The organism is Streptomyces sp. NPDC001410 (genome assembly GCF_042895235.1).
Classification (GTDB): domain Bacteria; phylum Actinomycetota; class Actinomycetes; order Streptomycetales; family Streptomycetaceae; genus Streptomyces.
Genome location: NZ_JBIAWE010000010.1, coordinates 330,065 through 346,548 on the forward strand (window position 1 = coordinate 330,065; position 16,484 = coordinate 346,548).

Sequence of the window (16,484 nt, forward strand, 5' to 3'; positions counted from 1 at the left end):
CGGGCCCGCGCGCGCTGTCAGGACATGACCACAGGACACACGATCACCATCGAACAGGGCGAGCAGCACGTGCGCGTGGTGCACGGCGACCAGGTGCTCGCGGAGACCGACCGTCCCCTCGTACTGCGCGAGACCGGCTCGCCGGTGCGCTACTACATACCCGCCGAGGACGTCCGCCTCGATCTGCTCACGCCCTCCGACACCCACACGGTCTGCCCGTTCAAGGGCACCGCGTCCTACTGGTCGCTGTCGGACGCGCCCGACCTGGTGTGGGCGTACCCGGATCCGAAGCCGGGCGTGGCGGAGATCAGGGACCACTACTGCTTCTACGAGGTCGACGTGTCGTGACCGCTGAATTCTGTGCCGTACGGCAGTCTGCACCGGCATGGACAAGATGACGACTTCCCGCGACGGCACCTCTCTTGCGTACGGAGTGATCGGCCAGGGGCCGACGGTGATCCTGGTGAGCGGCGCGATGTCCACCGGCGGCACCGTGACGCCCCTGGCGCACCGGCTCGCGGACCGCTGCACGGCCGTCGTCTACGACCGCAGGGGCCGCGGCGGGAGCGGTGACACGGCGCCGTACGCGGTGCGGCGCGAGGTCGAGGACCTGGCCGCACTGATCGAGGCGGTGGGCGGCGCGCAGGCGCTGTTCGGGGTCTCCTCGGGCGGTGCGCTGGTGCTGGAGGCGGTGGCGAGCGGCCTGCCGGTGCATCAGGCCGCCGTGTACGAGGTGCCGTTCGCGGACTTCCTGGACGGCGGTGCCGAGCGGGAGGCCGCGTACAAGGAGAACCTGCACAAGGCGCTCGCCGAGGGCCGGCGCGGGGACGCGGTGGAGCTGTTCCTGCGGCTGACGGGCCTGGGCGAGGAGATGATCCGGGGCGCGCGTGAGTCGCCCATGTGGGCCGGCATGGAAGCCGTCGCACCGAGCCTGGCGTACGACGACGCGGTCATGGGCGACGGCCTGCTGCCGCGCGAGCGGCTGGCCGGGATCTCCGTGCCCGTCCTCGTGGCCGCGGGCGGGGCGAGCCCCGCCTGGATGCTCGAGGCGAACCGCGCGCTCGCGGGGGCGCTGCCCCAGGGCACGTACCAGGTGCTGGAGGGCCAGACGCACATGGTGGAACCGGGTGTGCTCGGCCCGGTGCTGGCCGAGTTCCTCACCCGGTGAGCGGGCCGGTCAGACCGCCGCTGCCGCCGCGCGTGTGGTCGACGCGATCGTCGCCGAGCCGACCACACGCGTGCCGTCGTACAGGACGATCGCCTGGCCGGGGGCGACACCCCGGACCGGCTCGGTGAAGCTGACCCGCAGTTCGCCGTCGACGAGTTCCGCGGTGACCTCGGTCTCGCCGCCGTGGGCACGGAGCTGGGCGGTGTAGGTGCCGGGGCCGGACGGGGCGCTGCCGCACCAGCGCGGCTTGATCGCCGTCAGCGCGGTGACGTCCAGGGCGGCGACCGGGCCCACGGTCACCGTGTTGTTCACCGGCGATATGTCGAGGACGTATCGCGGCTTGCCGTCGGCGGCCGGGGTGCCGATGCGCAGCCCCTTGCGCTGGCCGATCGTGAAGCCGTACGCGCCCTCGTGCGTGCCCACCTTGGCGCCGGACTCGTCGACGATGTCGCCCTCGGCCTTGCCGAGCCGCTGGGCCAGGAAGCCCTGGGTGTCACCGTCGGCGATGAAGCAGATGTCGTGCGAGTCGGGCTTCTTGGCGACCGCCAGGCCCCGGCGTTCGGCCTCCGCGCGGATCTCCTCCTTGGTGGTGACCGTGTCGCCGAGCGGGAACAGCGCGTGGGCGAGCTGCCTCTCGTCCAGGACGCCGAGGACGTACGACTGGTCCTTGGCCATGTCGGAGGCGCGGTGCAGCTCGCGGGAGCCGTCCTCCTTGAGGATCACCTTCGCGTAGTGACCGGTGCAGACGGCGTCGAAGCCGAGGGCCAGCGCCTTGTCCAGCAGCGCGGCGAACTTGATCTTCTCGTTGCAGCGCAGGCAGGGGTTGGGGGTGCGGCCGGCCTCGTACTCGGCGATGAAGTCCTCGACGACGTCCTCGCGGAAGCGGTCGGCGAGGTCCCACACGTAGAACGGGATGCCGATGACGTCGGCGGCGCGGCGGGCGTCGCGCGAGTCCTCGATGGTGCAGCAGCCCCGCGCGCCGGTGCGGAACGACTGAGGGTTCGCGGAGAGCGCGAGATGGACGCCGGTGACGTCGTGGCCGGCTTCCGCGGCCCGCGCGGCGGCGACGGCGGAGTCGACCCCGCCGGACATGGCGGCGAGGACGCGGAGGGGGCGGGGGCGCTGCGGGGTGTCAGTCATAGCCCTTCCAGAGTACGGGGGCGCGGGAACCGGGGCCGCCGGATATGCGTTGACGATCACATGGGGGCGACGACTGAGGAGACGACCGAGGCGCCGGCGAAGGACGCGGGCCGGCGGCTGGGGCGGCGTGCCCTGCTCATCGGCGGGGCCGCGGTCGCCGTGGGCACGGCCGTGCTGGCCCGGGACGAGCTGTCCCGGCTGTGGTGGCGGCTGCCCGGGGTGGAGAAGCAGCGGGTGGCCGGGGCCGTCGACTTCCGGGGCGCGCGCTGGGTGCCGGCCTCGGCGGCGAACTACCGGCGGGCGGACCGACCGGACGACTACCGCATCGACCGGGTGGTCATCCATGTCACCCAGGGCGGGTACGCGTCGGCGGTGAAGGTCTTCCAGGACCCCGCGCACCGCGCCGCGGCGCACTACATCGTGCGCAAGGACGGCCGGATCACCCAGCTGATCCGCGAGCTGGACGTGGCGTTCCACGCGGGCAACCGGGAGTACAACGAGCGCAGCGTAGGCATCGAGCACGAGGGCTTCGTGGAGGACGCCTCCTCCTTCACGGACGCGATGTACGCGGCCTCGGCGCGGCTGACGGCGGCGATATGCCGGCGCTACGGCATACCCGTCGACCGGGAGCACGTCATCGGGCACGTGGAGGTGCCGGGGACGGACCACACGGACCCGGGGCGCCACTGGGACTGGGACCGCTATCTGGGGTTGGTGCGGCAGGCGCGGGCCTGAGGCGTCACGCCGGTCCCGCGTCGGCTCCGCCGGTCCTGCGTCGACTCCGCCGCCGCTACGTCAGCCCCGCCGCCCGGGCCCGCTCCACGGCCGGCCCGATCGCCTTCGCGAGGGCCTCGACGTCGGCCTCCGTGGAGGTGTGGCCGAGGGAGAAGCGCAGGGTGCCGCGGGCCAGGTCCGGGTCGGTGCCGGTGGCCAGCAGGACGTGGCTGGGCTGGGCCACGCCCGCGGTGCAGGCGGAGCCGGTGGAGCACTCGATGCCCTGGGCGTCCAGCAGGAGCAGCAGGGAGTCGCCCTCGCAGCCCGGGAAGGTGAAGTGGGCGTTGGCCGGGAGGCGGCCCCCGGGTGCCGGGTCGCCGCCGAGGATGGCGTCCGGCACCGCCGTGCGGACGGCGTCGATCAGCCGGTCTCTCAGTGCGCCGATCTCGCGGACGAACCACTCCTGTTGCGCGGCGGCGACGCGGGCGGCCACCGCGAAGGAGGCGACGGCGGGGACGTCGAGGGTGCCGGAGCGGACGTGGCGTTCCTGGCCGCCGCCGTGCAGGACGGGTACGGGGGTGTACTCGCGGCCGAGGAGCAGCGCCCCGATGCCATAGGGGCCGCCGATCTTGTGGGCCGACACCGTCATCGCGGCGAGGCCCGAGGTGCCGAAGTCGACCGGGAGCTGGCCGAAGGCCTGGACCGCGTCGGCGTGCAGGGGGATGCCGAACTCGCCTGCGACGTCGGCGAGTTCACGGACCGGCATGACCGTGCCGATCTCGTTGTTGGCCCACATCACGGTGGCCAGGGCGACGTCCTCGGGGTTGCGGGCGATGGCCTCGCGCAGGGCCTCTGGGTGGACGCGGCCGTAGGAGTCGACGGGGAGGTACTCGACGGTGGCGCCCTCGTGTTCACCGAGCCAGTGCACGGCGTCGAGTACGGCGTGGTGCTCGACGGGGCTGGCCAGGACACGGGTGCGGGCCGGGTCGGCGTCGCGGCGGGACCAGTACAGGCCCTTCACCGCGAGATTGTCGGCCTCGGTGCCACCCGAGGTGAGGACGACCTCGCTGGGGCGGGCGCCCAGTGCTTCGGCGAGGGTTTCGCGGGACTCCTCGACCGTCCGGCGGGCCCGGCGGCCGGAGGCGTGCAGGGAGGACGCGTTGCCGGTGATGCTCAGCTGGGCGGTCAGGGCCTCTGCCGCCTCCGGGAGCATCGGGGTCGTGGCGGCGTGGTCGAGGTAAGCCATGGTGAGCCCGATTCTACGAGGCCTTGCAGTTGGGCTTGGCCTCGGAGTGGGTGCAGTTGCCGTGCGGCGCCTTGCGGGGGGGGCGAGTGCGGCTTGCCTCGGCTGCTGATGTGGCTTGCGTCGAGTGCGGGTGCGGCTTACGTCGGGTGCTGATGTGGCTCACGTCGGCTGCGGGTGCGCCTTGTGTGAGCTGCACCTGGCGGCGTTGGCGGCGCGCCCGGCACTGTCGGCCGTGCCCACCCGTTCCGCCCTGCGGAACGTCTGCCCACGGCGGGGGGCGATACGTCGCCACGGCGATACGTCGCCACGGCGGTCGGCGGTCGGCGGTCGGCGGTCGGCGGTCGGCGGTACGACGGTCGGCCACACGACGTCGAGGCACGACGTCGAGGCACGACGTCGAGGCACGACGTCGACGGCACGGCAGTCAGCGATACGACGGCCTGCGGTGCGTCGCCACAGCGGTCGACGGCACGACGGTCGGCCACACGACGGTCGGCGGTGCAGCGATCAGCGACACGGCGGTCGGCAGTGCGGCGCCACAACGGTGCGGCGATCGGCGATACGGCGGTCGACTGCACGACAGCCTGCACTGCGGCTGTGCGGCTGTGCCCCGTCGTCCTCGGGGCCCTGGTGCCTTCGGGCGGTGGTGCTTGGGCTCAGAGACTCCAGGACACCGTGTGGGACATCTCCATGGCGATCACCAGGACTGCCAGGTCCGCGATGCCCAGGGTCAGGCCCAGGTAGGCGCGGCCGCGGCGGGTCGTGCCGCGCCAGAGGGCGACGGCGGCCAGGGCGATGGCGATCGGGCCGAGGAAGATGTTGAGGACGAGCAGGCCGAGAAGGCCGAGGATGAAGGACGCCACGGCCATCCCGTCGGCGTCCCGCGCCTGCGAGCGGGTGTCGGTGCGGCCGGTGGCCGGTGCGGTGAGTTGCATGGTGCTCAGCTCCTGGAAGTCGTTCCGGAAGGTCAGTTGACCGAGGTGCCGCGGCGGCGGCTGTGGCGCTCGCGGATCGCGAAGACGGCGAGCCAGGCGGCGATGAAAGCGGCCGCGGTGACGGTGACGGTCAGCGGTACGTGAGCGACGGTGCCCAGTACGACGCCGAGCAGCATGAGTGCGACGACGAGGAACAACATGGGATCAGATCCCCCCTCCGAGGTGCCTTGGGTCTGGCCTCTGTGAAGTTTCGGTGAACAGTTGTAGTAACAGTTGTTCACTGACTTCGAGTCTAGCGCCTCCCACGGCTTTAAAATTCCAGAGAACAGTTGTTAACTGGATGACATGAGTCACACCCTCGGCATCCGGCAGGCCCAGAAGCAGAAGACCCGGCAGGCTTTCCTGGACGCAGCGCTCGCGCTGCTGGAGGAACAGAGCCTGAGCAGCCTCGGTCTGCGCGAGGTCACCCGCGCCGTCGGTGTCGCCCCGACCGCCTTCTACCGGCACTTCCGCTCCACCGCCGACCTCGGCGTCGCCCTGGTCGACGAGGCTCTCGGCAGCCTGCACCCGATGGTGCGGACGACGGTGTCCACGGCGGGCGACAGCGAGGAGCGCATCACGCGCGCGATCGAGTTGATCGCGCACCACGTGGACGCCCATCCCGCCCACGTCCGCTTCATCGCCCGCGAGCGGCACGGCGGGGTGCAGCCCGTGCGCGAGGCAATCCAGTCCCAACTGGCCCGGTTCGCCGAGGAGGTGAAGGCCGAGCTGGCCAAGGACCCGCAGGCCGAAGGCTGGAGCGACGACGACGTGCTGATGCTCGCGCATCTCTACGTCGACCAGATGCTCATCACCGCCTCGCTCTTCCTCGAGACCCTGGAGGGATCCGCGGACGAGCGGGAGCGCGTCGCCCAGCAAGCCACTCGGCAGATGCGGCTCATCAGCATCGGCCGCCGGCACTGGCTGGACTGAGCTGGACTGAGCTGGACCGACCGGCCGCGGCACACGCGCAGGGGCGGTGCGCCCGTCCCGCCGAGCGCACCGCCCCTGTCGCCGTACGGAAGTACGGCCATGCTTCCGTACGACCCCGTCGATCAGCCCTGCTGATCCTGTCCCCCGCCCTGCGCCCCGGCCTGTGCCCCGCCCTGCCCTGCACCCTGTCCCCCGCCCGGACCGCCGCAGCCACCGCCCTGGCCGCCGCCCTGGCCGCCCCCGGGACCACCCTGGCCGCCGCCGGGCGCGCCGCTCGGCATGCCCGAGGGTGCTCCGCTCGGCCGGGCCGACGGCGAACCGGTCGGCTTGGCCCTGGCGGCACCCGAAGGCGCCCCGGACGGTGCCCCGCTCGGCCGGCGGCCCGTGCCGCCGGTCGGCATGCCGGACGGCGCCTGGCAGGCCTGCCCGCCGGAGTTGCCGCGGGTCGAGGAGGAGGAGTCGCCCGAGCCGCACGCGGTGAGCAGCAGCGGGGACAGCGCCAGCAGGGCTGCGGCGGGGACGAGGCGTGCACGCTTCATGAGAGTCAACTCCGCGGAAGATGAGGGAATCCTGAGGCGGGCACTCAACCAACGGCGGTTAGGGCGTTCTTGGGACCGCCCTGTCCGCCGCCTGTCAATCGGGTAAAGCACACCTCAAGTACCGCCGCCCACCTGGGATTTCATCCCTCGCCCCGGCCCGCCCCCTGGTACAAGGCCGTGACAGAACGGACCGCCCGCAGCAGCTCCGCGCGCGCCTCGGGCGGGTCGAGTACCTCCACCTGGTCGGAGAACGCGAGCAGTTGGCGCACGGCGCGCAGCACCGGGTACGACAGCCGGGCGGTGACCCAGTCGCCCTCGCCGTCGTCGTCGGGGAGTTCGGTCAGCTGCCCGGCGGCCATGCGCTGGAACATGTCGAGCCGCTCGCGCCGGAGCCGTACCGTGACGTCGATCCCGTCCTCCGGGCGTTCCTCCACCTGGCGGCGCAGCACCTCCCAGACGTCGCCGAGTTCGACACCGGGCCGGCGCCGCACCGGGTCGTCCAGCAGGCGTGCCGAGCGCACCCGGTCGGCGCGGAACAGCCGGGGGGCGCCGCGCCGGTCGGCGACCAGGTACCAGACCCCGGCCTTGGCGACCAGGCCGTACGGGTCCACGGTGTACGTCCGCGGCTCCCGCTCCCCGCTGTGCCGGTAGCGCAGCTTGAGCCGCCGGTCGGAGAACACCGCGTCCTGGAGCACCTCAAGGTCGACGGCCTGTTGCGGGCCGCTCCGCCAGCGGGTGGCGTCGACCAGGATGCGGCGGCTGGTGACCTCGGCGGCGGGCCGGTGGGGGGCCGGCAGGGCCGCCATCACCTTGCGCAGGGCCGAGCCGAGCGCCGCGTCGAGGCCGAGTGCGGCGTGGGCGCCCTGGGCGGCGAGGATGAACAGGGCGCGGGACTCGTCGGCGGTGAGGCCGGTGACGTCCGTGCGGAATCCGGCGAGGAGTTCGATGCCGCCGTGCCGGCCGCGCTCGGCGTACACGGGGACGCCGGAGGCCGACAGGGCCTCGATGTCCCGGTAGATGGTGCGGACCGACACCTCCAGCCGGTCGGCGAGTTCGTGCGCGGGGACGCGGCCCCGGGTCTGCAGGAGCAGCAGGATCGACAGCAGCCGGTCGGACTTCACGCCGACAGGATCCCGCCGAGCGGGTGGCCGGAGCAATTTCACGGCGGCGGTGCCGGGTCGTCCGGGGAGAGTTCTGACGCGAAAAACCCTGACGAAAAAACCTGACGGAAACTGTCAAGTTATCGAGGGAACCTCACTGCACCGACCTACGGAGAGGCATCCCATGAACACCATCGACCCGCGCCCCGTCTACACCCGCGCCACCGAGCAGGCGGCCGCGCTCATCAAGACGGTGCGCCCCGAACAGCTCGACGGCCCCACGCCCTGTACCGAGTTCGACGTACGGACCCTGCTGAGCCACATCGTCGGCGGCACCCGGCGGATCGCCGTGGTCGGCGAGGGCGGCGACGGGCTCGCGATGCACCCGTTCGCCGAGGGCGTCGCGGACGACGGCTGGGCGGCCGCCTACGACGAGGTGCGCGTCCGCGTCCTGAAGGCCTGGGAGGCCGACGAGCGGATGACGAGCGCGGTGCGCGTGCCTTGGGGCGAGGTCCCCGGCCACGCGGCACTCTCCGGCTATGTCATGGAGATCGTGACCCACACCTGGGACCTCTCCGAGGCCCTCGGTCACCCCGGGGAACTCGACCCGGAGCTGGCCGAGTTCGCGCTGGCCACCGCCCGCCAGGTGCTGCCCGACTCCCGCCCCCGCGACGAGGACACTCCCTTCGACGCCCGCCACGAGGCACCCGAGGGAGCGGACGTCTACGAGCGGCTGGCGGCCTGGATGGGCCGCCGGCCCCTGGACCGGGCCTGACCGGCCCGCACCGGTCAGGTGAGTCGGGCTCGGGCGAGCTGGCGGGACTGGGCGACCAGGCGGTCCTCGCTGTCCCAGACCTCCGCGTCCTCCTCCAGGAAGCCGCCGGCCAGGTTGCGCGTGGTGATCGACACGCGCAGCGGGCCGGGGGCCGGGCGGTGGCGGACGTGGACGGTGAGTTCGACCGTGGGCACCCAGCCCTTGATGCCGATCTCGAAGGCGGTGGGCGGGAGGGCATCCACCGCGAGGAGCAGGGAGAGCGGGTCGGCGTCGCGGCCGTCGGCGAGGCCGAACCAGGCCCGCATCTCCCCCTTGCCGGAGGGTGCGCCCAGCGCCCAGCCGAGGGTGGCGGGGTCGAGCTTCAGCATGAGCCGGTCGGTGATGGCCGAGCTGCCCGGGATCGGGGCGGGCGAGTCGTCCGGGCCGAAGCACTGGTCCAGCGGCGGGATCGCGGGCGGGGTCGCCGTGGTACGGACGTCGTCGGGCAGGGCGGCGAGGTCGCCGTAGGAGGCGAGGACGCGGATGCGCTCGACCTCGTTGCCCTCCTCGTCGTACTGGAAGAGCGATGCCTGGCCGGTGGAGAGGGTGCGGCCGGTGCGGACCGGCTCGGTGCGGATGACCGCCGGGCCCGGCTGGGACGCGGTCAGGTAGTGCGCCGAGATGGTGAAGGGGTCCGGGTGCGGGAGGGCGTCCGCGAGGGCCCGGCCGAGCACGGCCAGCAGATAGCCGCCGTTGACGGCGTTGATGATGGTCCAGCCGGCGGAGAGGTCGATGTCGTAGACCCCGGGCTCGCGCCGGGTGACCGCGGTGTCGCGGTCGAACTCGCTGTCGCCGATCACGGCCCGCGATGGGGCGGGTGCGGAAGCTGCTTCTGGCATGACTGAACCGTACAACAGGAAATTACTAAGCGGTAGCTTTGTATGTTGCGGGCAGATGACAAGATCCCACCGGGCGGATGGCAGGATGGGGCGAGGCCCTCCCGCCGGGTGAGGTTCCGGCAATTTCTAGGTAAGTGTCCCGACACGTCCACAACCCCGAGCCCCCGTTTCCCCTCTATGGGGACATGAGCCTCACCGGGACTCCGTTCCTCTACACGACCATCGTGCTCTCCGTGGTCGCCGTCATATTGCCGCTCGTCCTGTGGTCGAGGATGCGGGGGCCGAGGCCCCTGCGTGCCGCCGCCCGGGTGCTGATGCTGCTGTTCGCCCAGGGCACGGCCGTCACGCTGGTGTTCGTTCTGGTCAACAACCAGAACAACCTGTACGACAACTGGGCCGACCTGTTCGGCACCGGCAACCACGTCCAGCAGGCCGCCGACCTCGGCCGGGACGGTACCGGCGGCATAGCGCTGAAACGGTTGCCCAAGGTCAGGCAGAACTTCGAGCAGGCCGACGGTCCCGGCATGCACGCGGCCGGCGGGGTGCGTGTCACCCAGCTCAAGGGCCGGGTCTCCGGCGTGAACGCCGAGGTCTACGTCTGGCTGCCGCCCCAGTACAACGAGCCGGCCTACCGCAACAAGAAGTTCCCGGTCGTGGAGCTGCTGCCGGGCTACCCCGGCTCGGCGAAGGCCTGGTTCGGGTCGATGAAGACGCACGAACAGCTGCTGCCGCTGATGAGGAGCGGCCGGGTGGCGCCCTTCATCCTGGTCGCCCCGCGCACCAACCTGCTGGCCGGCGTGGACACCGGCTGCGCCAACATCCCCGGCCAGGTCAACGCCGACAGCTGGCTCAGCATCGACGTGCCGAAGATGGTCATGGACAACTTCCGGACCCAGCCGGCCCCGCAGGGCTGGGCGGTGGCCGGTTACTCGGCGGGCGCGCACTGCGCGGTCAAGCTGGCCGTGGCGCACCCGGACCGGTACCGGGCCGCGGTGAGCATGTCGGGCTACAACGACCCGATAGGCGAGCGCAACTCCCTCGCCGCCCAGAACCCCACGCTGCGCGCCGAGAACAACCCTTACCTGCTTCTCAAGAAGGCGCCCGTACCGCCCCGGATCGCGCTGTACTTCTCCGGCGAGTCCGGCGACGGCTACCAGGCGGGTGTGGCACTGGAGTCCGTCGCCAAGGCGCCGACGACCGTGCACGTGGTGTTCCTGCCGCGCAGCGCGGGCGGGCACACCATGGCGCTGTGGCGGCCGCAGGTCACCCCGGTGTTCCGCTGGCTGACCCTGGAGATGGGCCAGAACCGTGCCAGGGGCGCGGACGGGTCCCTCACCGGGACCGGCAGGTCCGCCGGATCTACTCCTCCGACACCGTCGAGCGACGGTTCCACGCGCGCGGCGCTCGCCAGTGGTACCTCATCGCCAGCAGGCGCAGGACGAAAGCGGTGACCACCGCGAGCCCGCTGGTGAACGAGGTCAGGACGTCGTAGTGGATGCACAGCACCACCATGGTGGCGCCGACGATGGCCGGGACCGCGTACAGGTCGCGGTCCCAGCGCAGCAGCGAGGGAACCTCGTTGGCGAGCACGTCCCTGAGCACGCCGCCGCCGACCGCCGTGGCGAGGCCCAGGGTCGCGGACGCGGTCAGGTTGAGGCCGTAGGAGTACGCCTTCGTCGTACCGGCGACCGAGAACAGGCCGAGGCCGGCCGCGTCGAAGACGAGCACCGCCGACTGGATGCGCTCGACGTGCGGATGCAGGAAGAAGACCACGAGCGCGGCGAGCAGCGGGGTGAAGAAGTACCCCAGGTCCGTGAAGGCGGCCGGGGGCACGGCTCCGATGATCACGTCGCGGAACAGCCCTCCGCCCAGCGCGGTGACCTCGGCGAGCACGGCGATGCCGAACACGTCGAAGTTCTTCCGGACGGCCAGCAGGGCGCCGGAGATCGCGAACACGAAGATGCCGATGACATCGAGCGTGTGCTGGACAGAGGGACTGAAGAGTTGTTGCAGCTGCACCCTGACATTCTTACCTGTCAGAGGGTGTGAACCTTACAAAGCCAGGCCTAGAGGGTGGGCTTGCCTGTCGTGAACAGCCAGGTGTCGAAGAGATCGTCCAGCTGCTGCCCACTGATCCGCTCGGCGAGGCGGATGAAGTCGGCCGTGTCCGCGTTGCCGTACCGGTGGAGCCGGGTCCAGACGGGCAGCAGCCGGAAGAACGCCTCGTCGCCGATCCGCTCCCGCAGCGCCTGCAGGGTCATCGCACCGCGCTGGTAGACGGCGGAGGCGAACATCGTGTCGCGCTGCGGGTCGGCCACCTTGATCTGCCAGAAGGCCGCGTCGGCGGGGCGCGCGTCGTACGCGGCGAGGAAGGAGTCGTGGGCCGAGCGGGTGCCCTGGTGCTCCGCCCACAGCCACTGGGCGTAGGTGGCGAATCCCTCGTTGAGCCAGATGTCCTTCCACCGGTCCACGCTCACCGAGTCGCCGAACCACTGGTGGGCCAGCTCGTGCACGATGGTCGTCTCGTTGCGCACGGCCGAGTAGGCGGGCTTGCTCTGTACTTCCAGCGAGAACCCGGCCTCGGGCATGTCGTCGACGATCGCGCCGGTCTCCTCGAAGGGGTACGGCCCGAAGACCTGCGACCAGTAGTCGGTGGCGGCGGCCGTGACGGCGTACACGTCGACGTTGTTGCTGTTCTTCAGGACGGGGTCGATGGCGACGTAGATCGGGATGCCGCCCGGGGTGCGGCCGGTCCGCACGTCGAACTTTCCGATGGTGGCGGTGGCGAGATAGGTGGCCATGGGCCGGCTCTCGCGCCAGTGCGTGTACGTCGAGTCGCCCCAGTCGTACGTCGACACGAGCCGGCCGTTGGAGACGCCGGTCAGGCCCTTGGGCGCCTTGATCCGGATGTCGTAGGTGGCCTTGTCGGCGGGGTGGTCGCTGGACGGGAACCAGGTGGAGGCGGCGTTGGGCTCGCAGGCGACGAAGACGCCGTCGGCGGTCTTCATCCAGCCGTACTTCGAGCCGAAGACGATCGGGCCGCCGAGCGGCTCGGGTATGCCGCCGTAGGTGACGGTCACGGTGAACTCGCGGCCCTTGGCGAGGGTGCCGCGCGGGGTGACGGTGACCTCGTCGCCGTCGCGCGTCAACTGTGCGCGTCTGCCGTCGACCTCGATCTTCGTGATCTCCAGCTGCTGCAGGTCGAGGTCGAAGGAGGAGAGGTTCTGGGTGGCGCGGGCGGTGAGGGTCGTACGGCCGTCCAGGCGGCCGGTGCCCGGGTCGTAGGCGATGTCCAGGTCGTAGTGGCGGGCGTCGAAGCCGCCGTTGCCGAGCTGTGGGAAGTAGGGGTCGCCGATGCCGGGTGCGCCCGCGGTGGGGGCGGGAGCGGCGGCGATGACCAGGAAGGAGGCCGCCGCGGTGGCGAGGGTCCCTAAGCGTGCCGAACGGGAGAGTGCCATGGTCGTCCCTTTCGAGCGTGTGCCTGTCGGTGGACGGACACGGACGACTCTGCACTCTCCCGTTCAGGCATGTACATGACTTTGCCCAGTTGTCATGCGCTACTTGTCGGTTGACTCCTGGGACTCCGACTCCTCCGAGTCGGGTTCCTCGGCAGTCTCGGGCTCAGCCGCGGCTTCCTCGGCCTCGGCCGACGCCTCCTCAGCCGACGCCTCCTCGGCCGCGTCGGCCTCCTCAGCCGCCGCGACCTCGGCGGCCACCGCCGCCGACGTCTCCGCCGACTCCTCCAGGACCGCTTCACCGACCAGCTCGGAGGCCTCCTTCGCCGCCGTCAGCAGGACCGTGTCCTGCGGGGCCTGGTCGGCGAAGTTCTCCGGGTGGTGGCAGGCGACCCGCTGACCGGGCTTCAGCTCCAGCAGCTGCGGCTCGGTCGTCTTGCAGATCTGCGTCGCCTTCCAGCACCGGGTGTGGAAACGGCAGCCGGAGGGCGGCGCGATCGGCGACGGGACGTCACCGCGCAGCAGGATGCGCTCGTCCTTGGTGCCCCGCCGCTTCGGGTCGGGAATCGGCACGGCCGACATCAGCGCCTTGGTGTACGGGTGCATCGGCGCCTCGTACAGCGAGTTGCGGTCGGCCAGCTCGACGATCTTGCCGAGGTACATCACCGCGATCCGGTCCGAGACGTGCCGGACGACGGACAGGTCGTGCGCGATGATCACGTACGTCAGGCCCAGCTCCTCCTGGAGGTCGTCCATGAGGTTGACGACCTGGGCCTGGATCGACACGTCCAGCGCGGACACCGGCTCGTCGGCGACCACCAGCTTCGGCTTCAGGGCGAGCGCGCGGGCGATGCCGATGCGCTGGCGCTGACCGCCGGAGAACTCGTGCGGATAGCGGTTGTAGTGCTCGGGGTTGAGGCCGACCAGCTCCAGGAGCCGCTGGACCTCCTTCTTCACCCCGCCCTCGGGCTCGACGCCCTGGAGCCGGAAGGGCGCCGAGACGATCGAGCCGATGGTGTGCCGGGGGTTCAGGGAGCCGTACGGGTCCTGGAAGATCATCTGGACGTCGCGGCGCATCGGGCGCATCTTCCCGGTGTTCAGCCGCGTGATGTCCCGGCCCTCGAACTCGATCGTGCCGCTGGTCGGGTCCTGGAGCCGGGTGATGACCCGGCCCATGGTCGACTTGCCGCAGCCCGACTCGCCGACGACGCCCAGGGTTTCGCCCTTGCGCACCTCGAAGTCGATGCCGTCGACCGCCTTCACGGCGCCGACCTGGCGCTGCAGGAGGCCCTTCTTGATCGGGAAGTGCTTCTTCAGGCCCCTGACCCGGAGCAGCACCTCACGCTCGGCGGAACCGTCCTCGGGAGCCGACGCCTGCTGCGGGATCGCGGCCTTCCCGGCGCCGTCCTCGACGGTGTCTTTCTTGTTCGTCTCACTCACAGCTTCGGCGCAATCTCTTCGGTCCAGATCCGCGTGCGGTCCTCGGCCGAGAGGTGACAGGCGGACCAGTGGCCGCCCTCCACCTGCTGCAGCTCGGGGCGCACCGTGCGGGTGACGTTCCCCTTGGGGAGGTCCGCGTACGGGCAGCGCGGGTGGAAGGCACAACCCGAGGGGACGTTGATGAGGCTCGGCGGCTGGCCCTTGACCGGGGTGAGCCGGTCGGCGGTCTCGCGGTCGATGCGCGGCATCGAGCCGAGCAGGCCCCAGGTGTAGGGGTGCTGCGGCTGGTCGAAGATCTCCCCGACCGGTCCGCGCTCCACGCACCGGCCGCCGTACATCACCAGGACGTCGTCGGCGATCTCGGCGACCACGCCGAGATCGTGCGTGATCATGATGACCGCGGAGCCGAACTCCTTCTGCAGGTCCCGGATCAGGTCGAGGATCTGCGCCTGGACGGTCACGTCGAGGGCGGTGGTCGGCTCGTCCGCGATGAGCAGTTCGGGGTTGTTGACCAGCGCCATCGCGATCATGGCGCGCTGGCGCATACCGCCGGAGAACTCGTGCGGGTAGCCGTCGATGCGCTTGGCGGGCTCGGGGATGCCGACCCGGTCGAGCATCTCGATGGCGCGCGTGCGGGCCACCTTCTTGCTGACCTTGTTGTGGACCCGGTAGGCCTCGATGATCTGGGTCCCGACCTTGTAGTACGGGTGCATCGCGGACAGCGGGTCCTGGAAGATCATCGCCATCTTGCGGCCGCGCAGCCGGCGCACCTCGTCCGGGTCGGCGCCGATCAGCTCCTGGCCGTCCAGCCACACCTCGCCGGAGACCTTGGCGTTCGCCGCGCGGTGCAGACCCATGAGGCCGAGGGACGTCACGGACTTGCCGGAGCCCGACTCGCCCACGATGCCCAGGGTCTGGCCGCGCCGCACGTCGAAGGTGACGCCGTCCACCGACTTGACCAGACCGTCGTCGGTGTTGAAGTGGATGCGCAGATCGCGAACGGAGAGGAACGCGTCTTCGGCGTCGGAAGGGGCGTCGACGTCCGTGGCCGGTTCGCCCAGTGCCGCCTTTTCGAGCTTGCTCACGAGTACCTCACGCGGGGGTCGATGGCTGCGTACACCAGGTCGACGACCAGATTGGAGAAGACGATGAAGAAGGCGGCGACCAGGGTCACGGCCATCACGATGGGCAGGTCGTTGTCCTTGATGGCCTGGATCGAGTACGCGCCGATGCCCTGGAGCGAGAAGACCGTCTCGGTGAGCACCGCGGTACCGATGAGGGTGCCGAAGTCGATGCCGAAGATGGTGACGATCGGGGTGAGGGTCGCGCGCAGGCCGTGCTTGGTGACGACCGTGCTCTCCCGCAGACCCTTGGCCCGGGCCGTCCGGATGTAGTCCTCGCTCATCGTCTCCAGCATGCCCGCCCGGGTGAGCCGGGCGTAGGTGGCGGAGAAGAGGAACGCGAGGCTGACCCAGGGCAGGAACAGGTGCCAGGCCCACTCACCCGGGTTCTGGGTGAAGGGCACGTAGTCGGTGCTGTCCCAGATGGGCCACTGGTAGATGAACAGGACGTTGATGACCTGGCCGGTGAAGAAGATCGGGAGCGAGACGCCGGCGAGCGCGATGAACATCGAGATGCGGTCGACGGGCTTGCCCTTGCGCAGCGCCGAGATGACACCGGTGGTCACACCGAAGATCAGCCAGATCACGGCCGCGCCGACGGCCAGCGAGAAGGAGACCGGGATGCGCTGCGTGAGCTGCGGCCACACCTCGACGTGACTCTTGAAGGAGTACCCGAAGCAGGGGGCGCTGCAATGCGTCGCGTCGGGACCGAACTTGTAGTCGGCGCCTACGAACAGGCCCTTGATGTAGTCCCAGTACTGGATGTAGATGGGCTGGTCGAAGCCCAGGTTCTTCTTGATCGCGGCGATGGACTCGGGGTTGGCGTCCTTGCCGACGTACTGGGTGGCCAGCTGGGTAGCCGTCTGGCCGCCCAGGCGGGGGACCAGGAAGAAGATTGCGAAGGTGACTGCGCTGACCACCAGCAGCAGCACCAAGGCGCCGAAGACGCGTCGGATGATGTACGCAGCCACAGCTGTGCGGCTCCGGGGGGCCGGGACGGA

General features: G+C 70.9%; 18 protein-coding genes. 6 read left to right on the plus strand and 12 right to left on the minus strand.

The genetic code is table 11. The features are described from left to right. The first annotated feature begins 24 nt into the window (after window positions 1-24). Entirely contained in the window at window positions 25-348 is a 324-nt protein-coding gene (locus ACFY3C_RS24000; protein WP_390772165.1) for a DUF427 domain-containing protein, read from the plus strand. A 37-nt stretch (window positions 349-385) separates the two neighbouring features. After that, window positions 386-1,168, plus strand: a complete 783-nt coding sequence (locus ACFY3C_RS24005) for an alpha/beta fold hydrolase (protein WP_386576607.1) — start codon at window positions 386-388, stop codon at window positions 1,166-1,168. 9 nt (window positions 1,169-1,177) lie between these two features. Here the strand turns inward: ACFY3C_RS24005 and mnmA are convergent, their stop codons facing one another. Next, the gene (mnmA, locus tag ACFY3C_RS24010) at window positions 1,178-2,308 is read right to left on the minus strand and encodes a tRNA 2-thiouridine(34) synthase MnmA (RefSeq protein WP_390772166.1); all 1,131 of its coding nucleotides are present in this window, start codon (window positions 2,306-2,308) and stop codon (window positions 1,178-1,180) included. 60 nt (window positions 2,309-2,368) lie between these two features. Between mnmA and ACFY3C_RS24015 the strand changes: the two genes are divergently transcribed. Further along, a complete protein-coding gene (locus ACFY3C_RS24015) occupies window positions 2,369-3,043 on the plus strand; it encodes an N-acetylmuramoyl-L-alanine amidase (protein ID WP_390772167.1) in 675 nt (224 codons plus the stop codon). 55 nt (window positions 3,044-3,098) lie between these two features. Here the strand turns inward: ACFY3C_RS24015 and ACFY3C_RS24020 are convergent, their stop codons facing one another. The 3 genes from ACFY3C_RS24020 to ACFY3C_RS24030 form a co-directional block, all read right to left on the minus strand. Then, on the minus strand, window positions 3,099-4,268 hold the full coding sequence (locus ACFY3C_RS24020; protein ID WP_390772168.1) for a cysteine desulfurase family protein: 1,170 nt from the start codon (window positions 4,266-4,268) through the stop codon (window positions 3,099-3,101). Between the two features lie 656 nt (window positions 4,269-4,924). After that, window positions 4,925-5,203 (minus strand): DUF4190 domain-containing protein, encoded by a 279-nt coding sequence (locus ACFY3C_RS24025; RefSeq protein WP_386576611.1) that lies wholly within the window; start codon window positions 5,201-5,203, stop codon window positions 4,925-4,927. A gap of 32 nt (window positions 5,204-5,235) precedes the next feature. Beyond that, the gene (locus tag ACFY3C_RS24030) at window positions 5,236-5,403 is read right to left on the minus strand and encodes a hypothetical protein (RefSeq protein ID WP_386576612.1); all 168 of its coding nucleotides are present in this window, start codon (window positions 5,401-5,403) and stop codon (window positions 5,236-5,238) included. A 145-nt stretch (window positions 5,404-5,548) separates the two neighbouring features. On the opposite strand from ACFY3C_RS24030, the gene ACFY3C_RS24035 reads away from it, so the two are divergent. After that, entirely contained in the window at window positions 5,549-6,175 is a 627-nt protein-coding gene (locus ACFY3C_RS24035) for a TetR family transcriptional regulator (protein ID WP_390772169.1), read from the plus strand. Between the two features lie 122 nt (window positions 6,176-6,297). Here the strand turns inward: ACFY3C_RS24035 and ACFY3C_RS24040 are convergent, their stop codons facing one another. Together ACFY3C_RS24040 and ACFY3C_RS24045 are read right to left on the minus strand one after the other, a co-directional pair. Then, on the minus strand, window positions 6,298-6,714 hold the full coding sequence (locus ACFY3C_RS24040) for a hypothetical protein (RefSeq protein ID WP_390772170.1): 417 nt from the start codon (window positions 6,712-6,714) through the stop codon (window positions 6,298-6,300). Window positions 6,715-6,854: 140 nt separating this feature from the next. Further along, entirely contained in the window at window positions 6,855-7,835 is a 981-nt protein-coding gene (locus ACFY3C_RS24045; RefSeq protein WP_386576615.1) for a helix-turn-helix transcriptional regulator, read from the minus strand. A gap of 163 nt (window positions 7,836-7,998) precedes the next feature. Between ACFY3C_RS24045 and ACFY3C_RS24050 the strand changes: the two genes are divergently transcribed. Continuing rightward, a complete protein-coding gene (locus ACFY3C_RS24050) occupies window positions 7,999-8,589 on the plus strand; it encodes a TIGR03086 family metal-binding protein (protein ID WP_386576616.1) in 591 nt (196 codons plus the stop codon). 14 nt (window positions 8,590-8,603) lie between these two features. On the opposite strand, the gene ACFY3C_RS24055 is transcribed toward ACFY3C_RS24050, so the two are convergent. Further along, window positions 8,604-9,467 (minus strand): thioesterase family protein, encoded by an 864-nt coding sequence (locus ACFY3C_RS24055; RefSeq protein WP_386576617.1) that lies wholly within the window; start codon window positions 9,465-9,467, stop codon window positions 8,604-8,606. Between the two features lie 185 nt (window positions 9,468-9,652). On the opposite strand from ACFY3C_RS24055, the gene ACFY3C_RS24060 reads away from it, so the two are divergent. After that, a complete protein-coding gene (locus ACFY3C_RS24060) occupies window positions 9,653-10,918 on the plus strand; it encodes an alpha/beta hydrolase (RefSeq protein WP_390772171.1) in 1,266 nt (421 codons plus the stop codon). On the opposite strand, the gene ACFY3C_RS24065 is transcribed toward ACFY3C_RS24060, so the two are convergent. From ACFY3C_RS24065 to ACFY3C_RS24085, 5 genes are all read right to left on the minus strand, one after another. After that, entirely contained in the window at window positions 10,827-11,486 is a 660-nt protein-coding gene (locus ACFY3C_RS24065) for a trimeric intracellular cation channel family protein (protein ID WP_386576619.1), read from the minus strand. The genes ACFY3C_RS24060 and ACFY3C_RS24065 overlap by 92 nt on opposite strands. 47 nt (window positions 11,487-11,533) lie before the next feature. Beyond that, window positions 11,534-12,925 (minus strand): M1 family metallopeptidase, encoded by a 1,392-nt coding sequence (locus tag ACFY3C_RS24070; protein ID WP_390772172.1) that lies wholly within the window; start codon window positions 12,923-12,925, stop codon window positions 11,534-11,536. Window positions 12,926-13,024: 99 nt separating this feature from the next. Further along, a complete protein-coding gene (locus ACFY3C_RS24075; RefSeq protein WP_390772173.1) occupies window positions 13,025-14,362 on the minus strand; it encodes an ABC transporter ATP-binding protein in 1,338 nt (445 codons plus the stop codon). Further along, window positions 14,359-15,447, minus strand: coding sequence for an ABC transporter ATP-binding protein (locus tag ACFY3C_RS24080; RefSeq protein WP_386576622.1), 1,089 nt, complete (start codon window positions 15,445-15,447; stop codon window positions 14,359-14,361). Before ACFY3C_RS24080 ends, ACFY3C_RS24075 begins: the two co-directional genes overlap by 4 nt. After that, on the minus strand, window positions 15,444-16,454 hold the full coding sequence (locus ACFY3C_RS24085; RefSeq protein ID WP_381659018.1) for an ABC transporter permease: 1,011 nt from the start codon (window positions 16,452-16,454) through the stop codon (window positions 15,444-15,446). Before ACFY3C_RS24085 ends, ACFY3C_RS24080 begins: the two co-directional genes overlap by 4 nt. Window positions 16,455-16,484: the final 30 nt, after the last annotated feature.